Raw genomic sequence first — 21,421 nt, forward strand, 5'->3', positions numbered from 1 at the left:
CTTCACTCCTTATTTTTTCTAATATAGTATAATATTTTTTTGTTTTTAGAAAGGAAAATTATGCGAGTAGTGTTTTTGTGTTTGATTTCATTTTTAAGTATATATGCCAAAGATTTGATAAGTGTTAGTATAGCCCCACAAGCTTACTTTGTAAAGCAAATTGCTAAAGACACTTTAGATATTAATATAGTCATACCACCTAATGCAAATGAGCATACTTTCGAATTTAAACCAAGTGGTATTTTAAAACTTGAAAAAAGCGATATTTACTTCACAGCAAATTTAGAATTTGAAAAAATTTGGATTTTAAAACTTAAAGATAATCTCAAAAATACCAAAATCATCTCTACTCAAAATGGCATTGATTTTATACCTTTACAAGAGCATGCTCACGAAGGACACCATCATCATGGAGATGACCCTCACACATGGCTTGATCCACTTTTAGCAAAAACTCATGCTAAAAATATCACTCTAGCACTTATAGAACAATACCCACAAAATAAAGCATTTTATGAGCAAAATTTAGAAAATTTCTTAAAAGAAATGGATACATTAAATTTACAAATACAAGCTTTATTTAAAAATGCAAAAAACAAGCACTTTTTAGTCTATCATCCATCTTGGGGGTATTTTGCAAAAAGATATCATCTAAGTCAAATTCCTGTAGAAATAGAAGGCAAAGAACCTAAGCCAAAAGACTTGGCCAAGCTTGCAAAACTCATACAAAAAGAGCAAATAAAAGCTATTTTCGTGCCAAAAGGTGCTAATAACAATACTATTAAAGCTATGGCGAGCAATTATAATCTTAAAATCATAGAACTTGATCATTTGCCAAGTGATTATAAAAATGAGCTTTTAAAAGATGCAAAAAATATAGCAAGCGTTTTACAATGATAAAAATCAATATTAAAAATTTAAACTTTTCATATAATCAAGATGAGGTTTTAAAAAATATCAACCTAAACTATGAAAGCAAAGACTTTTTAGCCATAGTAGGGCCAAATGGTGGGGGTAAATCTACACTTTTAAAACTCATACTAGGCTTGCTAAATAGCCATAAAAATATAAACTTTGAAAACTTGAGTTTAAAAGATATAGGTTATGTCCCACAAAATACTTTAGCTAATCCAAACTTTCCAGTGCGCGTGCTAGAAGTGGTGATGATGGGAAGGGTGGATAAAAAATTCTTTGGTTTTTATACCAAAAAAGATCAAGAGCAAGCCTTGCTAGCCTTAGAAAAAGTAGGTATGAGAAATTTTTGGGATAAAAAAATCAACGAACTAAGCGGAGGTCAAAGACAAAGAGTTTATATAGCAAGAGCCCTAGCAAGTGAATGCAAGCTTTTGATCCTTGATGAGCCTACTGCAAGTATAGATACCAAAGGCTCGGTGCAGATTTTTGAGCTTTTGAAAAAATTACACGAAAGTGGGGTTGGTGTGATAGTAATATGCCATGATTTAAATGTAAGCTTAGCTTATGCAAATAAAATCGCATATTTAAATAAAGAATTATTCTTGCATGAAAACACCCCTGAAAAAAAGGCACATTTACTAGCACATTTAAGCCAAAATCACACGCATTTTTGTGATGTGGAGCTTAGCTTGGAGCAGTGTTGCTGTGAAGGAAAAAACCATGCTTGAACTTTTATCTAGCTCTTTTATACAAAATGCTTTTTTGGCTGCATTTTTAACTAGCATTGCTTGTGGGATTATGGGGACTTTGATCATGATCAACCGCTTAAGCTCTATGGCAGGAGGCATTACGCATGGGGCTTTTGGGGGTATAGGTATAGCATTTTATTTTGGTTTGCCAGTACTTGTTAGTACAAGTTTATTTACTCTTTTTTTAGCCTTGCTTGTAGCGTTTTTAGTGCAAAAATATCCTTTTAGAAGTGACAATATAGTCGGGGTTATATGGGCTTTTGGAATGGCTGTTGGTATCATACTCATAGACTTAACCCCTGGGTATAATGGAGATTTAATGGGGTATTTATTTGGTAGTATTTTGTCTGTACCTACACAAGATATAGTTTTATTTGCAGTGATTGATGTGATTTTTATCATTTTAGTATTGCTTTTTTATCGTCAATTTGAAATTCTAAGCTTTGATAAAGAATTTGCAAGCTTAAGAGGGGTTAAAACCAATCTTTTTCACTATCTTTTAATCGCGATGATGGCTTTTTGTATCGTTATAAGTATCAAAGTAGTAGGGCTTATACTTGTGATAGCTTTGCTTAGCATACCTGCATTTATCGCCGAGAGTTTTTCTAAAAAGCTTGGTCAAATGATGATTATCTCTACGCTTTTGAGCATAAGTTTTTGTGTGATAGGGCTTTTTGTGAGTTTTTATTATAATCTTGCAAGCGGAGCTTGTATCATAGCTAGCGCTTGTATAGCTTTTGTGCTTTATCTTTGTTTTAGTGCTTTTTTAAAGAAAAGCTGAAATTTACTTTTATCTTAAAATACTATTTTCATGCACTCTTAAAAAACTAGCAAATTTTGGCTTGCCATTTTTGGTTAAGCCATTGTATTTAAAAGTGATGGTAACACCAACTGGCGGAGGGTTTAAGCGATCGCTTTCTTTAAAACCTGAACCTATTTTAAAACTTACTTTTTTACCCTCAATCACTGCTTCACAAAGCAAAGATCCCATTTTACCTTCAAATTTTCCCTTACCTTCAAAATGCTTTTTTACAACACATTCTGTATCATCAAAAGGTTTTAGTTTAAAAGTATTGTTTGATCTTTTCTTTTCATAAGGTGCGTTGTTTAATCTTATGATCACACCCTCGCCTTTATGCGAAATGATATCTTGATAAAACTGCTTTAAATGATTTTTATCTTTAATGCGAATTTGTGGGATGATTTTTATAAAATCATTTGGATTTTTAGCCAAATACTTTTTTAAAATCTCTAATCTTGCTTCTAAGATACAAGGATCAAGTTTAAATTCCTCACAAGCATTTGGCACATCAAAGACATTATAACTTACTTTTTGCCAAAGCTTTTCATCGGGATTTTCTTGGCGTATTAAAGATGAAATTTCTTCAAAAGAAGCTCTTTTTATCCAAAGTTCTCCATCTAACTCAAATTTAGGAAAGTTTTTTGTGAAAAATAAAGGGAGTTTTATAGCATTTCCTGCTCTTGTTTGCATAGACTTACCACTCCAAAGTCCTCTTACGCCATCGAGTTTTTCGCTCATGAGATAATGGTTTAAATTTATATCTTTAAATGCTTTTTCATCATAAACTTTAAAAAGTAAAATATCTTTTGCAAAAAGAGAATTTAAAAAGAGAGTAAAGAGAAAAACAAGGCTTATAAAAAGCCTTGCAGTAAGATTAAAGTGCTTTTTTAGCAGCATCTGCTATTTTAGCAAAAGCAGCTGCGTCGTTCATCGCTAAATCAGCTAAGATTTTTCTATCAAGCTCAATGCCTGCTTTTTTAAGACCATTTATAAATCTTGAATAACTAATATCATTTAGTCTGCAAGCTGCATTGATACGTACTATCCAAAGACGACGGAAATCACGTTTTTTGCGGCGTCTATCACGATACGCATAAACCAAACTTCTTTCTAATTGTTCTTTAGCTTTTCTAAAGTGTTTGCGGCGACCACTATAAAAACCACGCGCAAGCTTTAAAACTTTTTTATGTCTGCGGCGTCTTACAACACCTGTTTTTACTCTTGCCATATTTATCCTTTCACAAATTGGCGTTCGTTAAACGAATCTTGCCCTTTAAATAAGGGGAGCTTGAATGACTTTCGTCAAAAACTAAATTTAAGCGAGCTTAAATTCCTAACATTTTTTCAACCGCTTTAACATTGGTTGAGTGAACATACTTAGAAGTGCGAAGATCACGCATTCTTTTAGCAGGTTTTTTAGTCAAAATGTGGCTTCTATAAGCAGCACCTCTTTTGATTTTATTTTTACCTACTTTGAAGCGTTTAACAGCACTTTTAACGCTTTTCATTTTTGGCATGTGTATCCTTTGGATCAATTTTTTCATAAAAGAAAGCTATCATTTTACTATAACTATGCTTTAGAAAAATTAAATTCTAATTCTTCTTTTTTAACACATAAAGTTGTTCTTGTATATGCATAGAACGTTTAGAAAGGTTTCTACTGGCTCTAAAGGCATTGTATTTTTGCTCAAGCACAAAGCATTCTCCAAGACTTTGAAGTCTTTTTGTGAAATTTTCTTTTTTTACAAAACCCTCGCAATTATAAGAAAGCAATACAATCTTAGCTTTTAAATCATTTATCAAATCAAACAAAGCATCTTCAGCTTTTTTTTCTTTGTTAAAAGCACTGCGGTTCCAGTCTTTTGGTATGCCAGAAACCTTTGAAATTTCCTTTGGCTTTTTATAATTAGCGATTAAATTTAACATAAAATAATTTGATCCATAAGGGTGTTGATTATAAGGTGGGTCTAAATACGCTACATCAAAGCTATCAAGCTCTTTAGCTAAAATATTTGCATCTTTTTGAAAAACCTCATACTCACAAGTAAAATTTGAAAAAATAGGCATTTTTAAAGCTATATCACCCTTTATACGACTAAGCGCATTTGCTCCATTTCCTCCAAATTTTCCCACTCCATTTTTATCTTTATAAAAGCCTTTAAAAACCCCGCTTGTGTTTGCATGCACGCTTGCTTCATAGATAAGTGGTGCGATGAAGTATTTTTGTATATTACTTGGCAGGCTTGAAATTTTTTCTCGCATAGAGTCTAAATACATCGCATTTTTAAGCGTGTAAAAAACTCTTTCATCTTTTTGGATATGCTCATCATCATTTGGCGCATAAAGCTTACTTATAAAGCCTTTTTTGAGTTTTAAATCAGAAATTAAAAAAGCGTAATGTTTTTGTAATTCTTGTAAAAATTGTGCATTTTGATTGCTTAAATAACACTCATTAATGATTTTAGAATAATCTTCCAAATCATTTGCCATGATAAAACTCGCATAAGGCCTCACAAAACGCGAAACTACCCCAGAGCCACTAAATACATCACAAAAACTAAATTTGTCTTTTTTAAGCTCATTTTGTGCGAATTTAAAGCCTTGATTTAAAAACTCAAGCAAGGATCTTTTATTACCAAGATAAGTTATGATTTGTTCTTTTAAAAAACGTGGGTTTTCTTTTTTATTATTCATTAAAAAATATAATACCTTAAAGATGTCTCAGCTATTTCTTTCATAATTTCAAACATTTCACCAATCTCCCATTTTTCTTCTCTAAAATACATACTAACAGGAGAAAAATAATTATGATCACTATTCCCATCGGCTTTAAAAATATAAGTTTTATTCAAATAATAAAATTCATTTAATACATTTAATTTTGCTAATACACTTTTTTGATCTGAAGCAAAATCACAACCCCATCCAAAACATACAAAAGGAGTTATTTTTTCATGATTTAACATGGCTTTGATACCTGTTAAATTTTTTCCCAATCTCTCTATTGCATTTCCTGTAGCTTGTCTATTTTTTCCTTCTTGTAACCTAATATCATTTGTCCCTTGTCGTTTTGCTTCAGCGATCAATAATACTTTTTTATATCCTGAAGGATTATTTAAAAACAAAACTCCTCCATCAGGTTTTATAAAATTATTTTCATATTCCATATCAAACTGAGCACGGATATTTGTTTCCTTTATACTATTAATCATAAAAGAAATATCGAGTTTATTTTCTATAGTAAGATAATATTGCTCTTTAGAAAAATTATCAATACCTCCAAATCTATTTTCTAAGTATAATTTAGTTTGTCTCATAGCCTCATCTATATTCAAATCATCATTTTTTGAATAAGTATTTTTTGGCATATGCTGACTTATGCTACTCCTTAAAGCTTCTCTTGGCATTTTATTTTTTCTTTTTAGGAGTTACTAGCATATTTACATAGCGTCCTTCGAGTAAAGGCTCTTTGTCTCTATCTGCTATATCTTCAACCATTTGCCAAATTTTTTCAAGCAACGCCACCCCTGCTTCAGGAGAGCCCATCTCACGACCTTTTAAAAACACTCTAAATTTAACATGCTTGCCTTGCTCTAAAAACTCACTTGCATGTTTGACCTTATAATTAATGTCATTTTGAGCGATTTTCACAGAAAGTTTGATTTCTTTTATATCAATAACTTTTTGTTTTTTCTTTGCTTCTTTTTGTTTCTTTTCTTGTTGATAACGGAATTTTCCATAATCCATTATCTTACATACAGGTGGTTTGGCTTCAGGGGCTATCATCACCAAATCAAGCCCTAGTCTATTTGCTATATCTAGCGCTTCATCACTACTAATAATGCCATAAACCTTGCCATCATCACCTATACATCTGATCTCATCTGCTTGAATTTCTTCATTTAGCAATACTTCTTTTTCTTTACTCAAAAGCGTACCTCACTTAATTTCTCCTTTGTTAGGGTTATAAATTCATCTAAAGTCATTGTTTTTTGCTCTTTTGCTCTTCTGTCTCTTAAAGCCACACTTTTGTTTGCTACTTCTTCATCACCTAAAACAAGTATCATAGGCACATGTGCTTTTTCAGCGGTGCGGATTTTTTTATTTAAGCTTTCATTTTTATTATACACTTCACTATCAATGCCAAGTTCTAAAAGTTTTCTTGCTATTTCTTTTGCATAATCATGATGATTTTGTGAAATAGGCACTATAGCTACTTGAGTTGGTGCTATGAAAAATGGCAACTCCCCTGCACAATGCTCTACTAAAATTCCTATAAATCTTTCAAAAGAACCCAAAATAGCACGGTGAAGCATTACAGGTTGTTTTTTCTCATTATCTGCGTCTGTGTATTCGAGTTTAAAACGGCTTGGTAAGTTAAAATCTACTTGTATAGTTCCACACTGCCATTTTCTTTTTAGCGCATCAGTGATTTTAATATCGATTTTTGGGCCATAGAAAGCTCCACCGCCCTCATCAATGCCATATTTTAAACCTTGCTCATCTAAAGCTTCTTTTAAAGCCTTTGTAGCTATATCCCAAATTTCATCATCGCCTATTGCTTTTGCTGGACGTGTTGAAATTTCCATTTCATAATCAAACTCAAAAGCCTTCATCAAAGTATCAACAAAACTTAAAATTTCTAAAACTTGCTCTTTTATCTGACTTGGCATACAAAAAATATGTGCATCATCTTGAGTGAATTCTCTTACCCTAAAAAGCCCGTGTAAAACTCCACTTTTTTCATGGCGGTGCACCACGCCGTATTCAAAAAATTTCAAAGGTAAATCACGATAACTTCTAACATCGCTTTGATAAATTTTAATATGCCCTACACAATTCATCGGCTTAATGCCATATTCTTGCTCATCAATTTGCGTAAAATACATATTTTCTTTATAGTTTGCATAATGCCCGCTAATTTTCCACGCATCAGCTTTTAAAAGCTCAGGTCCACGCACAGGCTCATAACCTCTTAATCTATGTGCTTTATATAATAAATGTTCTAATTTACTTCTTAATTTTGCACCATTGCTAAGCCATATAGGAAGCCCACCGCCTATTTCATCATCAAAGGCAAAAAGCTTCATTTCATTACCAAGTTTTCTATGATCTCTTTTTTTAGCTTCTTCAATAATTTTTAAGTATTCATTTAAACTTTCTTTATCTGCAAAGGCAGTACCATAAATTCTTGTGAGCATTTCTCTTTTTTCATCACCACCCAAATACGCTCCCGCTACACGAGTAAGCTTGAAAAATCTTAAATACCTAGTATTTGGTACATGAGGCCCACGGCATAAATCTTCAAATTCACCTTGCTTATAAATACTTACTTTTCCATCAGGAATTCTCAGCAAAACTTCTTGTTTTAAATCATCATTAGCTAATTTTTCTTTAACCTCAGTCTTTGAAAGTTCGTATTTTGTGATGTCTAGCTTTGCTTCAGCTAGTTCTTTCATTTTCTTTTCGATTTTGCTTAAATCTTCTTCTGAAATCTTGCTATCAACTCTAAAATCATAATAAAATCCATCTTCTATCACAGGCCCTACGAAAAATTTAGCCTCTGGATATAAACTTTTAATCGCTTGAGCCATTAAATGTGCACAAGAGTGGCGGATAACTTCTAAACTTTCTTTAGAGTTATCAAAATAAATCGGAGTTAAATTTGTATCATTGTTAAAACTTTGAGTATCTACCAAAGTTTCATTATTCGCATATGCAATTATATCTTTTGTCATTTCTACCCTTAACACTCACTAACCTTGTGAGCTTAAATTAAAATATAAGACTAATTTTAGCTATGAAAAACTTAAACTTTTTTTAAATAAAGGATATTTTTATATTTCAAACACCCGTTCTTGATATATCTAAAGCACCACTCATAAAAAGGTATAAAAATACAAAACCTAAAATTATCCTATAAATTCCAAAAGGTATGAAGTTTATCTTGCTGATTAATTTTAAAAATATTTTAATTACCACAAAAGCCACTATAAAAGCTGTTACAAAACCTATGGCTAAAGGAATGAAATTATTCATATTGCTTAGAACTTGTGGTTCTTTATAAATGCTATAAGCTGTTGCGATAATCATAGTAGGAATTGCAAGCAAAAATGAAAATTCAGAAGCCACTTTGCGATCAAGCCCAAGCAATAAGCCACCTATGATACTTGCTCCACTTCTTGAAGTACCTGGTATGATAGCAAGAGCTTGGGTTAAACCTATCAAAAAAGCTTGTTTATAACCTACCTCATCTAAAGAGTGGATTGTGTAGTCTTTTTTTCTATGTTTAAGTTCTATAATGATAAAAATAATCCCACCAATGATTAACATAGTAGCCACGGTATAGCCATTAAATATTTCTTTTAAAAACTTATATGCTATAAAACCCACTCCACCTGCAGGCAAAAAGCCCACAGCAAGTTTTAACCAAATATCAAGTTTTTGAGTTAGTTTATCTTTGAAAATAAAAATCACCGCTAGTATAGAACCAAGCTGAATGATGATGAAAAAACTTCTCCAAAAATCATCTATATTTAAACCTAAAATTTCAGCACCCAAGATCATATGCCCTGTAGATGAAACAGGTAAAAATTCTGTCAAACCTTCGATAATCCCTAAAATCAAAGCATAATAATAATCTAAATTCATTTTTTAAGTACTCTTCTTGCAAAAATTAGCATAATCGCTACAAAAACTACAAAACCTATAATCCCATCATCTTTAAATGAAGTTGCAATAGCAAGCGGATCTTCAGCCCCACCTCTACTAATAGAAAGCACAGTTAAACCAGCTATTAACACTCCAAACAAACTCTCACCTACTATCAAACCAGAGGCAAATAAGGTTCCTTTTTGCTCATGCTCTTGAATGAGTTCTTTTTTATGTGCATTTTTAGCATATCTTTGCTCTAAACGCTTTTTGATTAAATATGCCAATAAGCCACCTACAAATAAAGGCATGTTAACAGCAGGTGGTAAATATATACCTATACCCACAGCTAAAGGCGGTAAAGACATATTTTTCTTTCTTAATAAACGATCGACGATAATTATACCAACGCCCACAAAAGCTCCCGCTATAATATAACTCCAATCGATATTAGCGTTAAAAATGCCTTGTGCTATAGTGCTCATTAAATTTGCTTGCGGTGCAGCAAGCGCATTTGCCTCATCCATTCCTTCTCTTGGCATTGCACCCACAAAACCATAAGCTTGATATAATAAATTTAATACAGGAGCGATAGCCAAAGCTCCAAATACACAACCTATAATCAAAGAAATTTGTTGTTTCCAAGGAGTTGCACCCACTAAATAGCCAGTTTTTAAATCTTGTAAATTATCATTAGAAATAGCAGCAGTTGCTAAAATAACACTAGTAGTGAATATAGCAAAAGCAATAGCAAATTTAGACATCAAAGGATCGCTAAATAAATCTACTTGATAACCCAAAAGTAAAATAATCAAAGAAGAAATCATAATCCCAATAAGTCCTATACCCGAAATAGGAGAAGATGATGAACCCACCAAACCTGCCATATATCCACAAGCAGAAGCTACAAAAAAGCCTATAAAAATAGCTACTAAAGTTCCCACTAAAGCAAAAAGAATTTGATAACCACTTGCTAAATTTGAATCAGCCACAAAAGCATAAAATGAAATAAACAAACCTATACACATAAGTACAAATAAACCTAGCATAGCTTTTAAAGATAAATCCATATCTTTAGGATCTTGTGAGAGGTTTAATGAGGTTTTTTTAAGCATATTTTTCATGCCATCATATACAGGTTTTGCAAGTTCTATTAAAGTCCATAATGCCGCTATAGCAATAGCTCCTGTGCCTATTAAACGCACCTTTTGAGCCCAAATTTGATTAGCTATATCAAGTGCACTTAAACTCGCATCAAAACTTTCTTTAGCAGAAAAATATGGTACAAAAACCATCCAAGCAAGTACCATACCCACAAGCAATGCAACACCTCCGGCTATACCTACTAAGTATCCAGCACCCAAAAGCGCCACTGAATAACCCATAGAAAAGCCAAAAGTCATTTTTTGCCAAATGAATGCAAAACTACTTCCACTTGAAAGTAGTTTAAAACCGCTTGAAAAAAGACTTATTACAGAAGCAAAAACCACGCCAAGTGTGATTTCTTTTAAGCCTACTTTTCCTTTTTTATCAGCTTGATCTTTATTAGCTACTTTTAAAATTTCAGCAGCAGCTCTTCCTTCAGGATAAGCTAATTTACTCTCTACCACCATAGCTCTACGCAAAGGTATAGTAAAAAGCACGCCCAATCCACCTCCACAAAGACAAAGCATAAAAGTAAGCCAAAGTGGAAATTCAAACCAATATCCACACATAAAAAGACCTGGTATAACAAAAATCACAGCCGAAAGCGTACCTGCAGCTGAAACTTGAGTTTGAACCATATTATTTTCTAAAATATTAGAGTCTTTAAAGATTTTTAAAACAGCCATTGCAATCACAACAGCAGGAATAGAAGTAGAAAAAGTAAGACCAACTTTAAGCCCCAAATATACATTTGAGGCGGTAAAAATAATCGTTAAAATACTTCCTAGTATTATACCCCTAAGCGTAAGCTCCGGTAGTGAGTTTTTTGTATGCATTTTGTTTCTCCATTTTTATTGACAACCTTCACATTCTATAGTTCTATCAACTACATCATCATTTACTTTTTGACTATCAGGGCTTTCGCTTCTTAGATAATAAGTTGATTTAACACCTAATTCCCAAGCAAGTTGATAAATTTCATTTAAATATCCACCGCTTGCTTTATCTAAAGAAACAAAGATATTTAATGATTGACCTTGATCAATCCATTTACCACGAATCGCTGCTGCTTTTACTAAGATTTTTTGATCAAGCTCATAAGCAGGGGTATAATACTGCCAAGTATTAGCACTTAAATTTGGCACTACAGTTGGTATCATACCGCTTAAGTTTTGCTCAAACCATTTTCTTTTATATACAGGCTCAATTGTTTGAGTAGTACCCACTAAAATAGAAATAGAAGAAGTTGGTGCTATAGCCATTAAATAACCATTTCTTATGCCATCTCTTTTTAGTTTTTCTCTTAATTTTTCCCAATCACACTCGCTTTGATCAAACAAACCTTCACTTGCGGTAAGTTTTTTAGCATTTTCATTTGCTACATCAATTGGCACTATACCTTTACTCCAGTTTGATCCTTCAAAATCAGGATAGCTTCCTTTTTCTAAGGCTAAATTTGAGCTAGCTAAAATCGCCTCATAGCTAATCATCTCCATAATACGATCAATTTTTTCAAAATGTTCATTAGAACCCCAATAAATTTGAGCTTCAGCCACCATTTGCGCTTCACCCATCACACCAAGTCCTATAGCGCGTGATTTTAGGTTGGTATTTTTAACCTTTACATGGGGATAAAAATTTAAATCAATCACATTATCAAGCATTCTTATTGCTGTTGGCACTACTCTTTGAATGTCTTCTTTGGTATTGATTTTACTTAAATTTATACTTGCAAGATTACAAACTGCTGTTTTTCCTTCGTTTTTGTATTTTTCTACTATATAAACTTTTTTACCATTAATACTATCTAAAGTAGAAATTTTCTTAGCAAGCTTTTTATATCCTCCATCTATTGTAAGCTCTTCATCCTCATCTAAATGAAGCTCTGTTTTATCATCAAATACAATTTTGATTTGATAATAATTTGGATCTGTATTTTGAAAAATTTCTGTACATAAATTTGAACTTCTTATAATTCCTGCGTGGGAATTTGGATTTGTTTTGTTTGCACTATCTTTAAAACATAAAAATGGCATACCTGTTTCAAAATAAGATAAAAGTATTTTTTTCCAAAGCTCTTTTGCATCTATAATTTCTTTAGCTATGCTTTCATCTTTTTCAAATTCTTCATATTTTTTCTCAAATTCTTCACCGCATAAATCGCATAAACTTGCTGTATCAGCAGGATCAAAAAGCGTCCATTTGCCATTTGCTCTTACTCTTTTCATGAACAAATCATTAATCCACAAAGCAGGGAAAAGCTCATGTGCTCTTCTTCTTTCTTCACCTGAATTTTTACGCAAATCTAAAAAGTCATTAATATCCATATGCCAAGGTTCAATATAAACCGCAATCGCCCCTTTTCTAGTACCAAGTTGATCAACAGCAACTGCTATATCATTAGTGATTTTTAAAAATGGTATGATCCCACCTGCTGCATTTTTATGCCCATCTATACTTCCACCCATAGCGCGCACCTTAGACCAATCCCAGCCTATACCACCGCCAAATTTAGATAAAAGCGCCATTTCTTGATAAGAATCAAAAATTCCTTCTATATTATCAGGCGTGCTTCCTATATAACATGAGCTTAATTGGTGTCTTGTAGTTCTTGCATTTGAAAGGGTTGGAGTTGCAAGCATTACTTCAAAAGTTGAGATCAAATCATAAAATTTCTTAGCCCAAGTTTGAGAATCTAGCTCATTTTGTGCTAAAAACATCGCAATAGCCATAAACATTTGCTGTGGTAATTCTATAGGCATACCTTTAGAATCTTTAATCAAATATCTATCATATAAAGTTTTTATACCAAGATAAGTAAATTGCAAATCGCGTTCTGGCTTGATATAAGCATTAAGATCATCTAAATCATATTTTTCTTTTAAGCCGATTAAAATCCTACCTTCTTTTTCACCTTTTTCAAGATATTCTCTTAAATGTTTATATCCATTATAACCACTTACTTTTTTATATAAATCATATAAAAATAATCTTGCAGCAACAAAGGTCCAATTAGGTCTATCAATATCTATTTTATCTACTGCTGTTTTTATAAGAGTTTGTTGGATTTCTTCTGTTGTTATACCATCACGAAATTGAATTTTTGCATCTACTTCAAGCTCGCTTTGGCTAACATTTTCTAAATTTGCCACCGCGTCGGTGGTATATTTTTTAATTTTAGAAACATCTAACTCTTCAGTTCTTCCATTTCTTTTTAATACTTTCACTCACAACCCCTAATTTATTATTTAAATGTTCTTTCAAAAATTTTATCTACATTTTTTGTATAGTAGTTATAATCAAAACAATTTCTAATATCTGCTTCACTTAAAGATTTTTTCAAATCCTCATCAGCTAATAAAGCTAGCAAAAACAAACTCTCGCCTTTTTCATTTAACGCAGGCTTACCATTTTGCAAATCAGCCCAAACTTTCATAGCATTTCTTTGAACGATTTTATAAGCTTCTTCTCTGCTTATACCTTTAAATGGAAGCTCAAGCAACACTCTTTGAGAGAACACAAGCCCCCCAGTTAAATTTAAATTTTTCATCATATTTTCTGGATACACCAAAAGCTTTTCTATCACACCACATAATCTTGAAAGCATAAAATCAGTCGTGATAAAAGCATCAGGTAATACAAATCTTTCTACGCTAGAATGTGATATATCTCTTTCATGCCACAATGCTACATTTTCCAAAGCAGGTGTTACATAAGCTCTTATCATCCTGCAAAGACCGGTAATATTTTCACTCAAAACAGGATTTCTTTTATGAGGCATAGCTGAACTTCCTTTTTGTCCTTGAGAAAAATATTCTTCAGCTTCATATACTTCTGTTCTTTGAAAATGGCGGATAGCAACAGCAATTTGCTCACAACTTGAAGCTAAAATAGCTAAAGCCGAGATAACTTGTGCGTAACGATCTCTTTGTATAACTTGGTTTGAAACTGGTGCTGGCTTAAGATCTAAGTTTTTACAAACCTCTTCTTCAAATTCAAGCGGAGCATGAGCAAAATTTCCCATAGCACCGCTGATTTTTCCATAGCTAATCACTTCTTTTGCATGAATAATTAAATCTTTTGCATGAACTAGCGAATCATACCAAATAGCCAAAACTAAGCCAAAAGTTATAGGTTCCCCATGAATTCCATGACTTCTTCCTACCATTAAGGTATTTTTATGCTCATATGCTCTTGTTTTAATCGCTGCTAAAACTTGATCTAAATCTTGCAAGATTAGTTCTAAACTATCTTTAATCTGCAAAGCAACTGCAGTATCAATACAATCTGAACTTGTCATTGCATAATGTACAAAACGACTTTCCTCGCCCAAACTTTCACTTACACTAGTTAAAAAAGCGATAACATCATGTTTGGTAGTTTTTTCTATCTCATCTATTCTTGCTATATCAAATTTTGCATTTTTTATAATTTTTTCACAATCATCATCTTTAATAAGACCAAGTTTATTCCACGCTTTCACAGCAGCTAATTCTACTTTTAACCATGCGTCATATTTTGCTTGCATGTCCCATTTTTTAGCCATGATTTCTCTACTATATCTTTCAACCATTTTCAAGACCTTTTTTTATATAATTTTTTATGAAAAAATAGCTTGAATTTTATTATAAATTACCTAAGAAAGTTATTAAATGGCATATATAAAAAAGAAACTAGCAAATAATGGAAAAAAGGCATTTAGACTGCTTATGGATGAGTTAAAAATTTCTATGCGTGAAGCACAAAAACTCATTGATAAAAAAAGACTATTTTGTAATGGAATTTTGGTAGAAGAAAAAAACAAATTTTTAGATGGCTTAGTGGAATTAATCGTATATGAAAATAATCCCAAAGGATTAGAAATAGTTTTTGAAAATGAAGATTTTGCTGTAGTAGAAAAACCAAGCGGGGTGCTAACTCATCCTAATGGACGCAATTGTACTTATAGTCTTTGTGATGAAATTTGGCATTTATGGGGTGAAAAAGCTTGCGTGGCTCATAGATTAGATAAAGAAACAAGCGGGCTTTTACTCATAGCTAAACATAAAAATGCACAAATTGAGTTAAAAACCATGTTTGAAAAAAGATTAGTGCAAAAAAGCTATCTTGCTCTAGTAAAAGGAAAAACTAAAAAAGAATTTATAGTAGATAAAAGTATGGATTTAGCTAAAGACTATGATGCAGTAAAAACTAGAATGCATATTTGTGAAAATGGTAAAGAAGCTTTAACGCAATTTTATACTTTAGAATATTTTGAAAATTTAGATGCCAGTTTAGTTTTAGCTAAACCTCTAACAGGCAGACAACACCAAATAAGACTACATTTGTTTCATGTGAAACATAAAATTTTAGGTGAACCTTTATATGGTTTAGAAAAAACACAAATAGAGCAAATATTAGATGGAAAAATGAGTGATATCGAAAGAACTCAAATCACAGGTGCTAAAAGACTGCTTTTGCACTCTTTTAGCTTAGAATTTACATATAAAAATCAAAAATTTTTGATACAATCTCAAAAAGATATAAAAGATGAGTTTTTGAAAAATTTATATTAATCTTTTTCTAACTTTAAAACTTTATCAGTTTGGATTGCAACTGCAATTTGCTTGGCTGGCTTACCATAATCCCTACAATAATCACAAGATTTATAAAAATCTTGAGAATAAAATTCAAAAAATCTTTCTTTAGAATCCTCTAAATTTAAAAAATCGCCATTAAATTCTTCAAGTCCTTTTAAGCGTGATAAAGAACTTGATATAGGGCAAACAAAAATAGCTCCTTTAGGTGCTAATTGTTTATTTTCTAAGCCCTCAGATGTCATCAAACTTACACATGGCATTTGACAATTACGATAGTTTTTGATTATATCTTCTTTACTTCTACCACGTTTATAAATTTTTTCAGGATCACTCCAAGTAGAATTTTCACCACTAGAGTCCATAGAAAATGGAATTTTATTTTCTTTTAATTTTCTTAAAATGCTTTCTTGCTTTAGTGGAATTTTTAAATTTGGTGATCTCTTGTAATCTGAAATCGTAATTTTTCTAACCTTATTAGATTTTTTTAACTTTTTCATCAATTCATCTTTAAAATCAATGGTTGCATTAGTAACTAAAGAAAAAGTTAGTATTTTCTTTTGAGTATCTAAATAATCAACCAATTGCGGTAAATCTTTAAATAACAAAGGCTCTCCACCTATGATTCTAACCCTTGCGATAGAGTCTACCTTAGATAAAAGTAACTCTAATGATTCTATAATACCCTCTAAAGTACAAGTATATTGATTTGATGGTGAAAAATACTGCATTAAATTATTACATGATTCACAGCGCAAAGTACATCTTGTAGTTAAAACTAATTCTAAATAAGGAATATCCACCTTACCTTCTAAAACCCTCTTTTCGAAGTATTTTTTCAAATAAAATTTTTTCATCAAAGCAGCATAAGGAACTTTAAAAATTCTAGCAATTCCTCTTTTACCATTTAAATGAGAAAAATACCAAGAAATATTTGGTTTTATATATCTATTTTGAAATAATTGGTTTTCTAATAATTGTTTTTTATCTACCATTGTTTTTCCCTTCATTCTTTAATACATAAATAATTCCACCAAGTCCTATGATCACCACTATGCTTATAAAAATAAGCTGTGCTATATCTAAAAAAGTCATTGTTTATTCTGCCTTTCTTTAAGCTGTCCGCATGCAGCTGAAATATCAAGTCCTTTACTTTCTCTTATCGTACAAGTAACACCTTTGGCACTTAAATAATCTTGGAATTTAACCGCATTTTCAACACTTGGTCTTTTATATAAACTTCCTTCATGTGGATTAAAAAGTATTAAATTTACTTTAGCTTTTATACCATTTAAGAGCTTGACTAGTTCTTTTGCATGTTCTATTTTATCATTTATCCCATCAATTAAAAGGTATTCAAGCATCACTCTTTTACGCTGATCTATAGGAAAATTTCTCACCGCTTCCATAATGCTTGCTATATTATAAGCTTTATTAATAGGCATTAATTCACTTCTAAGCTCATCATTTACAGCATGAAGCGAAATAGCCAAAAGCACGCCTAAATTCATTTCTCCAAGCTCTTTAATCTGTTTTGCCAAACCACTTGTACTTATAGTTTGTCTTCTAGGGCTTATCGCTAAGGCATCATTATCGGCTAAAATTTTAACTGCCTTAGAAACATTTTTAAGATTATCCAAAGGCTCTCCCATGCCCATATAAACTATATTAACCCTTCTTTCATAAGGTATGTTGTTGTGTTTTTTAATCCATAAAATTTGTCCTACTATTTCTCCTGCAGTCAAATTTCTTTTCAAACCGCCTTTAGCAGTCAGACAAAAACTGCATCCGCTTTTACACCCCACTTGAGAGGAAACACAAATGGTATATCTTGCATGTTTGATGATTTTTCCATTTTCATCTACAAGTTCTTCTTTCATTGGTAGCAAAACAGCTTCGATTTTTTTACCGTCTAAAAGTTCAAAAAGATATTTTATACTCCCGTCTTTGCTTTTTTCATCTTTCACACATTTTAAAGGTGAAAAATGAAAATTTTCTTGCAAGTGTACTCTAAAATCTTTTGGCAAAGATGACATTTGTAAAAAATCGTCTGCATATTTTTTATATACCCATTCAAAAATTTGCTTTGCTCTAAATTTTGGCTGGACTAAATTTTCTAATTCTTCTTTAGTAAAATCTAATATATTTTTTAATTCACTCAATTTTTTTCCTATATAAGTTTTTTATCTAACAAAAAATCTTTTAATAATTCTTTTGCCTTTTGATGGTTTTTTAAAAAATCCTCATGTGCAAATTCATTACAAAAATTTGTCGCACATAAATAACAAATTCCTTCTATCCCTTGCATTTTTGCACAAGAAAGCACTGCATATGCTTCCATATTTTCTATATGTACGCCTTTTTTAAAAAATTCTTGGGCGATATTTTCATCTTTACAAATATAATTTGAAGAATTAATCATAGTTTCATGTGAAACATTTAATCTAATCTCATTTGCTATAGGCGTATAAAAACTATCAAACAAATCTGCGTATTCTAAATTCGCTGCGTTAGAACTTTCATAAATATCTAAAATTTTTCCTTCTTGGTAAATTCCACATGTACCTATAAAAATCACTCTATCTACTTTTACTTGACTTAAAATTTTACCTAAAGAAAAAGCAGAATTAATCAAGCCTATGCCTATACTTTGTGCAAATTTAAAATCCTCATTTCCTCCTGCACATACTATAAGATTTTTCAAAAATTAACCTTTATAAAAAATAATTCAAATTTTATCTAATTAGCGCTTAAAATAATGCTATAATTAATATTTTTTAGATAGAATAAATTTATGATAAAAGCAAAAAAACATTTTGGGCAAAATTTTTTATGTGATAAAAGCGTGGTAGATAAAATCATCCAAGCCATACCCAAAGATACTAAAAATATAGTTGAGATTGGGCCTGGCTTAGGTGATTTAACGCAAGAACTTTTGAAAATCCCACAAGCTCATATTAGAGCTTATGAGATTGATAAAGATTTGATTCCTATTTTAAATAAAAAATTTCAAAATGAGATTGAAGGTGGAAATTTTGAGCTTATCCATCAAAATGCAAGCGATGCTTTTGATCAAGGAAGTTTAAGCGATAAAGAGTACTTTTTGGTAGCAAATTTACCATATTATATTGCTACAAATTTGATTTTAAAAGCCCTAGAAGATCAAAATTGTCTTGGGCTTATAGTAATGGTGCAAAAAGAAGTAGCACAGAAATTTTGTGCAAATGAAAAAGAAAGTAATTTTTCGGCTTTAGGGGTGCTTTGTGCATTGATATGCCAAAGACAAATGCTTTTTGATATACAACCACAAAGTTTTAATCCTCCACCAAAAGTTACTTCAGCTGTAATGAAGTTAATAAAAACTACTCATTATCAGCAAAAATGTGAAAATATAGAAGCTTTTAAAGAATTTCTTAGAGCTTGTTTTCAAAATCCTAGAAAACAACTCTTATCTAATTTTAAAAATAAAAAAGAAAAAATTTTAAAAGCATTTGAAGCACTAGATATCTCTTCTACCTCAAGAGCTCATGAAATTAGCGTTGATTCATACCTTAAAATTTATGACTATTTAAAGGATGACTATGAGCGAAGAAAACAAAACTCAAGAGCAAAATAAAACTAAAAGATTTAATAAATTCAGAAATAAAAGAAAAAAAGATTCACAAAATCAAGAGCAAAATAGTGAAATTAAAAATGAAGCAAAAGTAGAAAATACTCAAACTGAAGCTAGCGAAGAAAAAAAGAAAAAGAAAAAAAATAGAAATTTACCTTCTAAATTAAGTGGCAATGAAGAATGGCAAATAGAACTTGCTAAAAGCATAGAAGCTAATAAAATCATGCACGAGCTAAGACTTCACCCTTTAAAACACAACAACTCAAGCGAACATAAAATTCGTATTACACCTTTGGGTGGGCTTGGGGAAATCGGTGGGAATATCACTGTTTTTGAAACCAACAACGATGCAATTATCGTTGATATAGGTATGAGTTTTCCAGATGGAACCATGCATGGAGTAGATATTATCATACCTGATTTTGACTATGTAAGAAAGATTAAAAATAAAATTCGTGCTATCATCATCACTCATGCTCATGAAGATCATATCGGTGCTGTACCGTATTTTTTCAAAGAATTTCAATTTCCTATCTACGCAACACCTTTAGCACTAGGTATGATTTCAAATAAATTTGAAGAACATGGTTTAAAGGCTGAGCGTAAATGGTTTAGACCTATAACAAAAAGACAAATTTATGAAATAGGTGAATTTAATTTAGAATGGATTCACATAACCCACTCTATCATCGATGCTTGTGCTTTAGCTATTAAAACTAAAGCAGGAACCATCATACACACTGGCGATTTTAAAATAGATCAAACACCAATTGATGGTTATCCAACGGATTTAAGTCGTTTAGCTCAATATGGCGAAGAAGGTGTGCTTTGTCTTTTAAGTGATAGTACAAACTCATATAAAGAAGGTTATACAAAAAGTGAAAGCTCCGTAGGACCTACTTTTGATCAAATTTTTGCCAAAACTAAAGGCAGGGTAATCATGAGCACCTTTAGTTCTAATATCCACCGTGTATATCAAGCTATTAGCTATGGTTTAAAATACGGCAGAAAAGTATGTGTTATAGGGCGTTCTATGGAAAGAAATCTCTATACCACTATGGAACTTGGCTATATCAAACTTGATAGAAAAATTTTCATTGACGCTGATGAAGTAAGCAAATATAAAGATAATGAAGTGCTAATTGTTACCACAGGAAGTCAAGGCGAGACTATGAGTGCTTTATATAGAATGGCAACTGATGAGCATAAATTTATCAAAATCAAACCTAGCGATCAAGTTATCATTTCAGCTAAAGCAATACCAGGTAATGAAGCAAATGTTTCTGCTGTGCTTGATTTTCTTTTAAAAGCAGGAGCTAAAGTAGCTTACCAAGAATTTAGCGAAATCCATGTAAGCGGACATGCTAGTATAGAAGAGCAAAAACTCATGCTAACTTTGGTAAAACCTAAATTTTTCTTACCAGTGCATGGAGAGTATAATCATATCAATAAACACAAAGAAACTGCTCTAAAATGTGGCATACCCGAAAGAAATATCTACTTAATGAGTGATGGGGATCAAGTAGAGCTTTGCCAAAAATACATCAAACGTGTAAAAACAGTTAAAACAGGAAAAGTCTTTGTAGATAATCAAATCAACAAACAAATCGCAGATGATGTAGTAATTGATAGACAAAAACTAGCAGATAGTGGCATAGTTGTCATCATTGCTCAGCTTGATAAAGCAAGTAAAACACTGATTAATAAACCAAGAGTATTTAGTTATGGCTTGGTAGCTGATAAACAAGATGGAGCATTCTCAAAAGAAATGAGTGATGTTTTAAGTCAATTTTTCCCAAATGTAAAAGATGAAATTTTAGATAATCCAAAAGTTTTAGAAGCTCAAATTAGACAAGTACTAAGAAAGCATATTTTTAGAAAAATCAAAAAATATCCGACTATAGTACCAACTATTTTTGTGATGTAAAACAACAAGTAAAAGCTATTTTATATAGCTTTTACTTATTTT

The 21,421-nt window shown here is 31.6% G+C and carries 21 protein-coding genes; 6 read left to right on the plus strand and 15 right to left on the minus strand.

The features are described 5' to 3' along the window. The first annotated feature begins 60 nt into the window (after positions 1-60). Genes L8V88_RS02970 through L8V88_RS02980 form a run of 3 tightly spaced genes read left to right on the plus strand, consistent with a single transcriptional unit; the run spans position 61 to position 2,445 of the window. Positions 61-897 carry a metal ABC transporter solute-binding protein, Zn/Mn family gene (locus L8V88_RS02970; RefSeq protein WP_263726720.1) on the plus strand — a complete coding sequence of 279 codons (837 nt, stop codon included), beginning with the start codon at positions 61-63 and terminating at the stop codon, positions 895-897. Then, positions 894-1,643, plus strand: coding sequence for a metal ABC transporter ATP-binding protein (locus L8V88_RS02975; protein ID WP_039627659.1), 750 nt, complete (start codon positions 894-896; stop codon positions 1,641-1,643). The genes L8V88_RS02970 and L8V88_RS02975 overlap by 4 nt, the downstream gene beginning before the upstream one ends. Continuing rightward, positions 1,636-2,445, plus strand: coding sequence for a zinc ABC transporter, integral membrane protein (locus tag L8V88_RS02980; RefSeq protein WP_039625059.1), 810 nt, complete (start codon positions 1,636-1,638; stop codon positions 2,443-2,445). The genes L8V88_RS02975 and L8V88_RS02980 overlap by 8 nt, the downstream gene beginning before the upstream one ends. Positions 2,446-2,454: 9 nt before the next feature. Here L8V88_RS02980 and L8V88_RS02985 read toward each other — a convergent pair whose 3' ends face one another. The 11 genes from L8V88_RS02985 to purB all read right to left on the minus strand — a co-directional run bounded on the left by L8V88_RS02985 (position 2,455) and on the right by purB (position 14,836). Further along, positions 2,455-3,363 (minus strand): DNA ligase, encoded by a 909-nt coding sequence (locus L8V88_RS02985; protein WP_263726721.1) that lies wholly within the window; start codon positions 3,361-3,363, stop codon positions 2,455-2,457. Continuing rightward, positions 3,341-3,694: a 50S ribosomal protein L20 gene (gene rplT, locus L8V88_RS02990; protein WP_039617097.1), complete on the minus strand. Its 354-nt coding sequence runs from the start codon at positions 3,692-3,694 to the stop codon at positions 3,341-3,343. Before rplT ends, L8V88_RS02985 begins: the two co-directional genes overlap by 23 nt. Positions 3,695-3,791: 97 nt before the next feature. Next, on the minus strand, positions 3,792-3,983 hold the full coding sequence (gene rpmI / locus L8V88_RS02995) for a 50S ribosomal protein L35 (protein WP_039617094.1): 192 nt from the start codon (positions 3,981-3,983) through the stop codon (positions 3,792-3,794). 76 nt (positions 3,984-4,059) lie between these two features. Then, the gene (locus L8V88_RS03000; RefSeq protein ID WP_263726722.1) at positions 4,060-5,160 is read right to left on the minus strand and encodes a DNA adenine methylase; all 1,101 of its coding nucleotides are present in this window, start codon (positions 5,158-5,160) and stop codon (positions 4,060-4,062) included. Then, positions 5,160-5,873 (minus strand): EcoRI family type II restriction endonuclease, encoded by a 714-nt coding sequence (locus L8V88_RS03005; RefSeq protein WP_263702404.1) that lies wholly within the window; start codon positions 5,871-5,873, stop codon positions 5,160-5,162. Before L8V88_RS03005 ends, L8V88_RS03000 begins: the two co-directional genes overlap by 1 nt. 1 nt (position 5,874) lies before the next feature. Next, complete coding sequence (gene infC / locus L8V88_RS03010; RefSeq protein WP_039617082.1) at positions 5,875-6,396, minus strand: translation initiation factor IF-3; 522 nt, start codon at positions 6,394-6,396, stop codon at positions 5,875-5,877. After that, positions 6,393-8,204, minus strand: coding sequence for a threonine--tRNA ligase (gene thrS / locus L8V88_RS03015; protein WP_263726724.1), 1,812 nt, complete (start codon positions 8,202-8,204; stop codon positions 6,393-6,395). Before thrS ends, infC begins: the two co-directional genes overlap by 4 nt. A gap of 106 nt (positions 8,205-8,310) precedes the next feature. Further along, a complete protein-coding gene (locus tag L8V88_RS03020) occupies positions 8,311-9,117 on the minus strand; it encodes an undecaprenyl-diphosphate phosphatase (RefSeq protein WP_263724136.1) in 807 nt (268 codons plus the stop codon). Next, entirely contained in the window at positions 9,114-11,099 is a 1,986-nt protein-coding gene (locus L8V88_RS03025) for an OPT family oligopeptide transporter (protein WP_263726726.1), read from the minus strand. Before L8V88_RS03025 ends, L8V88_RS03020 begins: the two co-directional genes overlap by 4 nt. A gap of 15 nt (positions 11,100-11,114) precedes the next feature. Next, a complete protein-coding gene (locus L8V88_RS03030; protein WP_263726727.1) occupies positions 11,115-13,490 on the minus strand; it encodes a ribonucleoside-diphosphate reductase subunit alpha in 2,376 nt (791 codons plus the stop codon). Between the two features lie 17 nt (positions 13,491-13,507). Further along, positions 13,508-14,836 carry an adenylosuccinate lyase gene (gene purB / locus L8V88_RS03035; protein ID WP_039625018.1) on the minus strand — a complete coding sequence of 443 codons (1,329 nt, stop codon included), beginning with the start codon at positions 14,834-14,836 and terminating at the stop codon, positions 13,508-13,510. 79 nt (positions 14,837-14,915) lie between these two features. On the opposite strand from purB, the gene L8V88_RS03040 reads away from it, so the two are divergent. After that, positions 14,916-15,818 (plus strand): RluA family pseudouridine synthase, encoded by a 903-nt coding sequence (locus L8V88_RS03040; RefSeq protein ID WP_263726729.1) that lies wholly within the window; start codon positions 14,916-14,918, stop codon positions 15,816-15,818. Here L8V88_RS03040 and L8V88_RS03045 read toward each other — a convergent pair. The 4 genes from L8V88_RS03045 to L8V88_RS03060 are packed head-to-tail and all read right to left on the minus strand — an operon-like array spanning position 15,815 to position 18,543. After that, on the minus strand, positions 15,815-16,834 hold the full coding sequence (locus tag L8V88_RS03045) for a radical SAM protein (RefSeq protein ID WP_263726731.1): 1,020 nt from the start codon (positions 16,832-16,834) through the stop codon (positions 15,815-15,817). The genes L8V88_RS03040 and L8V88_RS03045 overlap by 4 nt on opposite strands. Beyond that, positions 16,824-16,934, minus strand: a complete 111-nt coding sequence (locus L8V88_RS03050; protein ID WP_263671546.1) for a hypothetical protein — start codon at positions 16,932-16,934, stop codon at positions 16,824-16,826. The genes L8V88_RS03045 and L8V88_RS03050 overlap by 11 nt, the downstream gene beginning before the upstream one ends. Further along, positions 16,931-18,001: a 23S rRNA (adenine(2503)-C(2))-methyltransferase RlmN gene (gene rlmN / locus L8V88_RS03055; protein WP_263726732.1), complete on the minus strand. Its 1,071-nt coding sequence runs from the start codon at positions 17,999-18,001 to the stop codon at positions 16,931-16,933. Before rlmN ends, L8V88_RS03050 begins: the two co-directional genes overlap by 4 nt. Positions 18,002-18,009: 8 nt before the next feature. Then, on the minus strand, positions 18,010-18,543 hold the full coding sequence (locus tag L8V88_RS03060) for a purine-nucleoside phosphorylase (protein WP_263726734.1): 534 nt from the start codon (positions 18,541-18,543) through the stop codon (positions 18,010-18,012). A 90-nt stretch (positions 18,544-18,633) separates the two neighbouring features. On the opposite strand from L8V88_RS03060, the gene rsmA reads away from it, so the two are divergent. Together rsmA and L8V88_RS03070 are read left to right on the plus strand one after the other, a co-directional pair. Continuing rightward, positions 18,634-19,455 carry a 16S rRNA (adenine(1518)-N(6)/adenine(1519)-N(6))-dimethyltransferase RsmA gene (gene rsmA / locus L8V88_RS03065; protein WP_039627644.1) on the plus strand — a complete coding sequence of 274 codons (822 nt, stop codon included), beginning with the start codon at positions 18,634-18,636 and terminating at the stop codon, positions 19,453-19,455. After that, on the plus strand, positions 19,421-21,379 hold the full coding sequence (locus L8V88_RS03070; RefSeq protein ID WP_412175397.1) for a ribonuclease J: 1,959 nt from the start codon (positions 19,421-19,423) through the stop codon (positions 21,377-21,379). The genes rsmA and L8V88_RS03070 overlap by 35 nt, the downstream gene beginning before the upstream one ends. Positions 21,380-21,421 lie beyond the last annotated feature (42 nt).

Origin of the sequence: Campylobacter sp. IFREMER_LSEM_CL2101 (genome assembly GCF_025771825.1) — a bacterium.
Lineage (GTDB): Bacteria > Campylobacterota > Campylobacteria > Campylobacterales > Campylobacteraceae > Campylobacter_D > Campylobacter_D lari_C.

What these genes read in the sequence shown, in the direction of transcription:
- L8V88_RS03025 (WP_263726726.1), bottom strand. Translation starts at nt 11,099, where the DNA reads ATGCATACAAAAAACTCACTACCGGAGCTTACGCTTAGGGGTATAATA.
- L8V88_RS02985 (WP_263726721.1), bottom strand. Translation starts at nt 3,363, where the DNA reads ATGCTGCTAAAAAAGCACTTTAATCTTACTGCAAGGCTTTTTATAAGC.
- L8V88_RS02970 (WP_263726720.1), top strand. Translation starts at nt 61, where the DNA reads ATGCGAGTAGTGTTTTTGTGTTTGATTTCATTTTTAAGTATATATGCC.
- thrS (WP_263726724.1), bottom strand. Translation starts at nt 8,204, where the DNA reads ATGACAAAAGATATAATTGCATATGCGAATAATGAAACTTTGGTAGAT.
- L8V88_RS02980 (WP_039625059.1), top strand. Translation starts at nt 1,636, where the DNA reads ATGCTTGAACTTTTATCTAGCTCTTTTATACAAAATGCTTTTTTGGCT.
- rpmI (WP_039617094.1), bottom strand. Translation starts at nt 3,983, where the DNA reads ATGCCAAAAATGAAAAGCGTTAAAAGTGCTGTTAAACGCTTCAAAGTA.
- L8V88_RS03005 (WP_263702404.1), bottom strand. Translation starts at nt 5,873, where the DNA reads ATGCCAAGAGAAGCTTTAAGGAGTAGCATAAGTCAGCATATGCCAAAA.
- L8V88_RS03020 (WP_263724136.1), bottom strand. Translation starts at nt 9,117, where the DNA reads ATGAATTTAGATTATTATTATGCTTTGATTTTAGGGATTATCGAAGGT.
- rplT (WP_039617097.1), bottom strand. Translation starts at nt 3,694, where the DNA reads ATGGCAAGAGTAAAAACAGGTGTTGTAAGACGCCGCAGACATAAAAAA.
- L8V88_RS03070 (WP_412175397.1), top strand. Translation starts at nt 19,421, where the DNA reads ATGAGCGAAGAAAACAAAACTCAAGAGCAAAATAAAACTAAAAGATTT.
- L8V88_RS03050 (WP_263671546.1), bottom strand. Translation starts at nt 16,934, where the DNA reads ATGACTTTTTTAGATATAGCACAGCTTATTTTTATAAGCATAGTGGTG.
- L8V88_RS03045 (WP_263726731.1), bottom strand. Translation starts at nt 16,834, where the DNA reads ATGGTAGATAAAAAACAATTATTAGAAAACCAATTATTTCAAAATAGA.
- L8V88_RS02975 (WP_039627659.1), top strand. Translation starts at nt 894, where the DNA reads ATGATAAAAATCAATATTAAAAATTTAAACTTTTCATATAATCAAGAT.
- purB (WP_039625018.1), bottom strand. Translation starts at nt 14,836, where the DNA reads ATGGTTGAAAGATATAGTAGAGAAATCATGGCTAAAAAATGGGACATG.
- L8V88_RS03000 (WP_263726722.1), bottom strand. Translation starts at nt 5,160, where the DNA reads ATGAATAATAAAAAAGAAAACCCACGTTTTTTAAAAGAACAAATCATA.
- L8V88_RS03040 (WP_263726729.1), top strand. Translation starts at nt 14,916, where the DNA reads ATGGCATATATAAAAAAGAAACTAGCAAATAATGGAAAAAAGGCATTT.
- rsmA (WP_039627644.1), top strand. Translation starts at nt 18,634, where the DNA reads ATGATAAAAGCAAAAAAACATTTTGGGCAAAATTTTTTATGTGATAAA.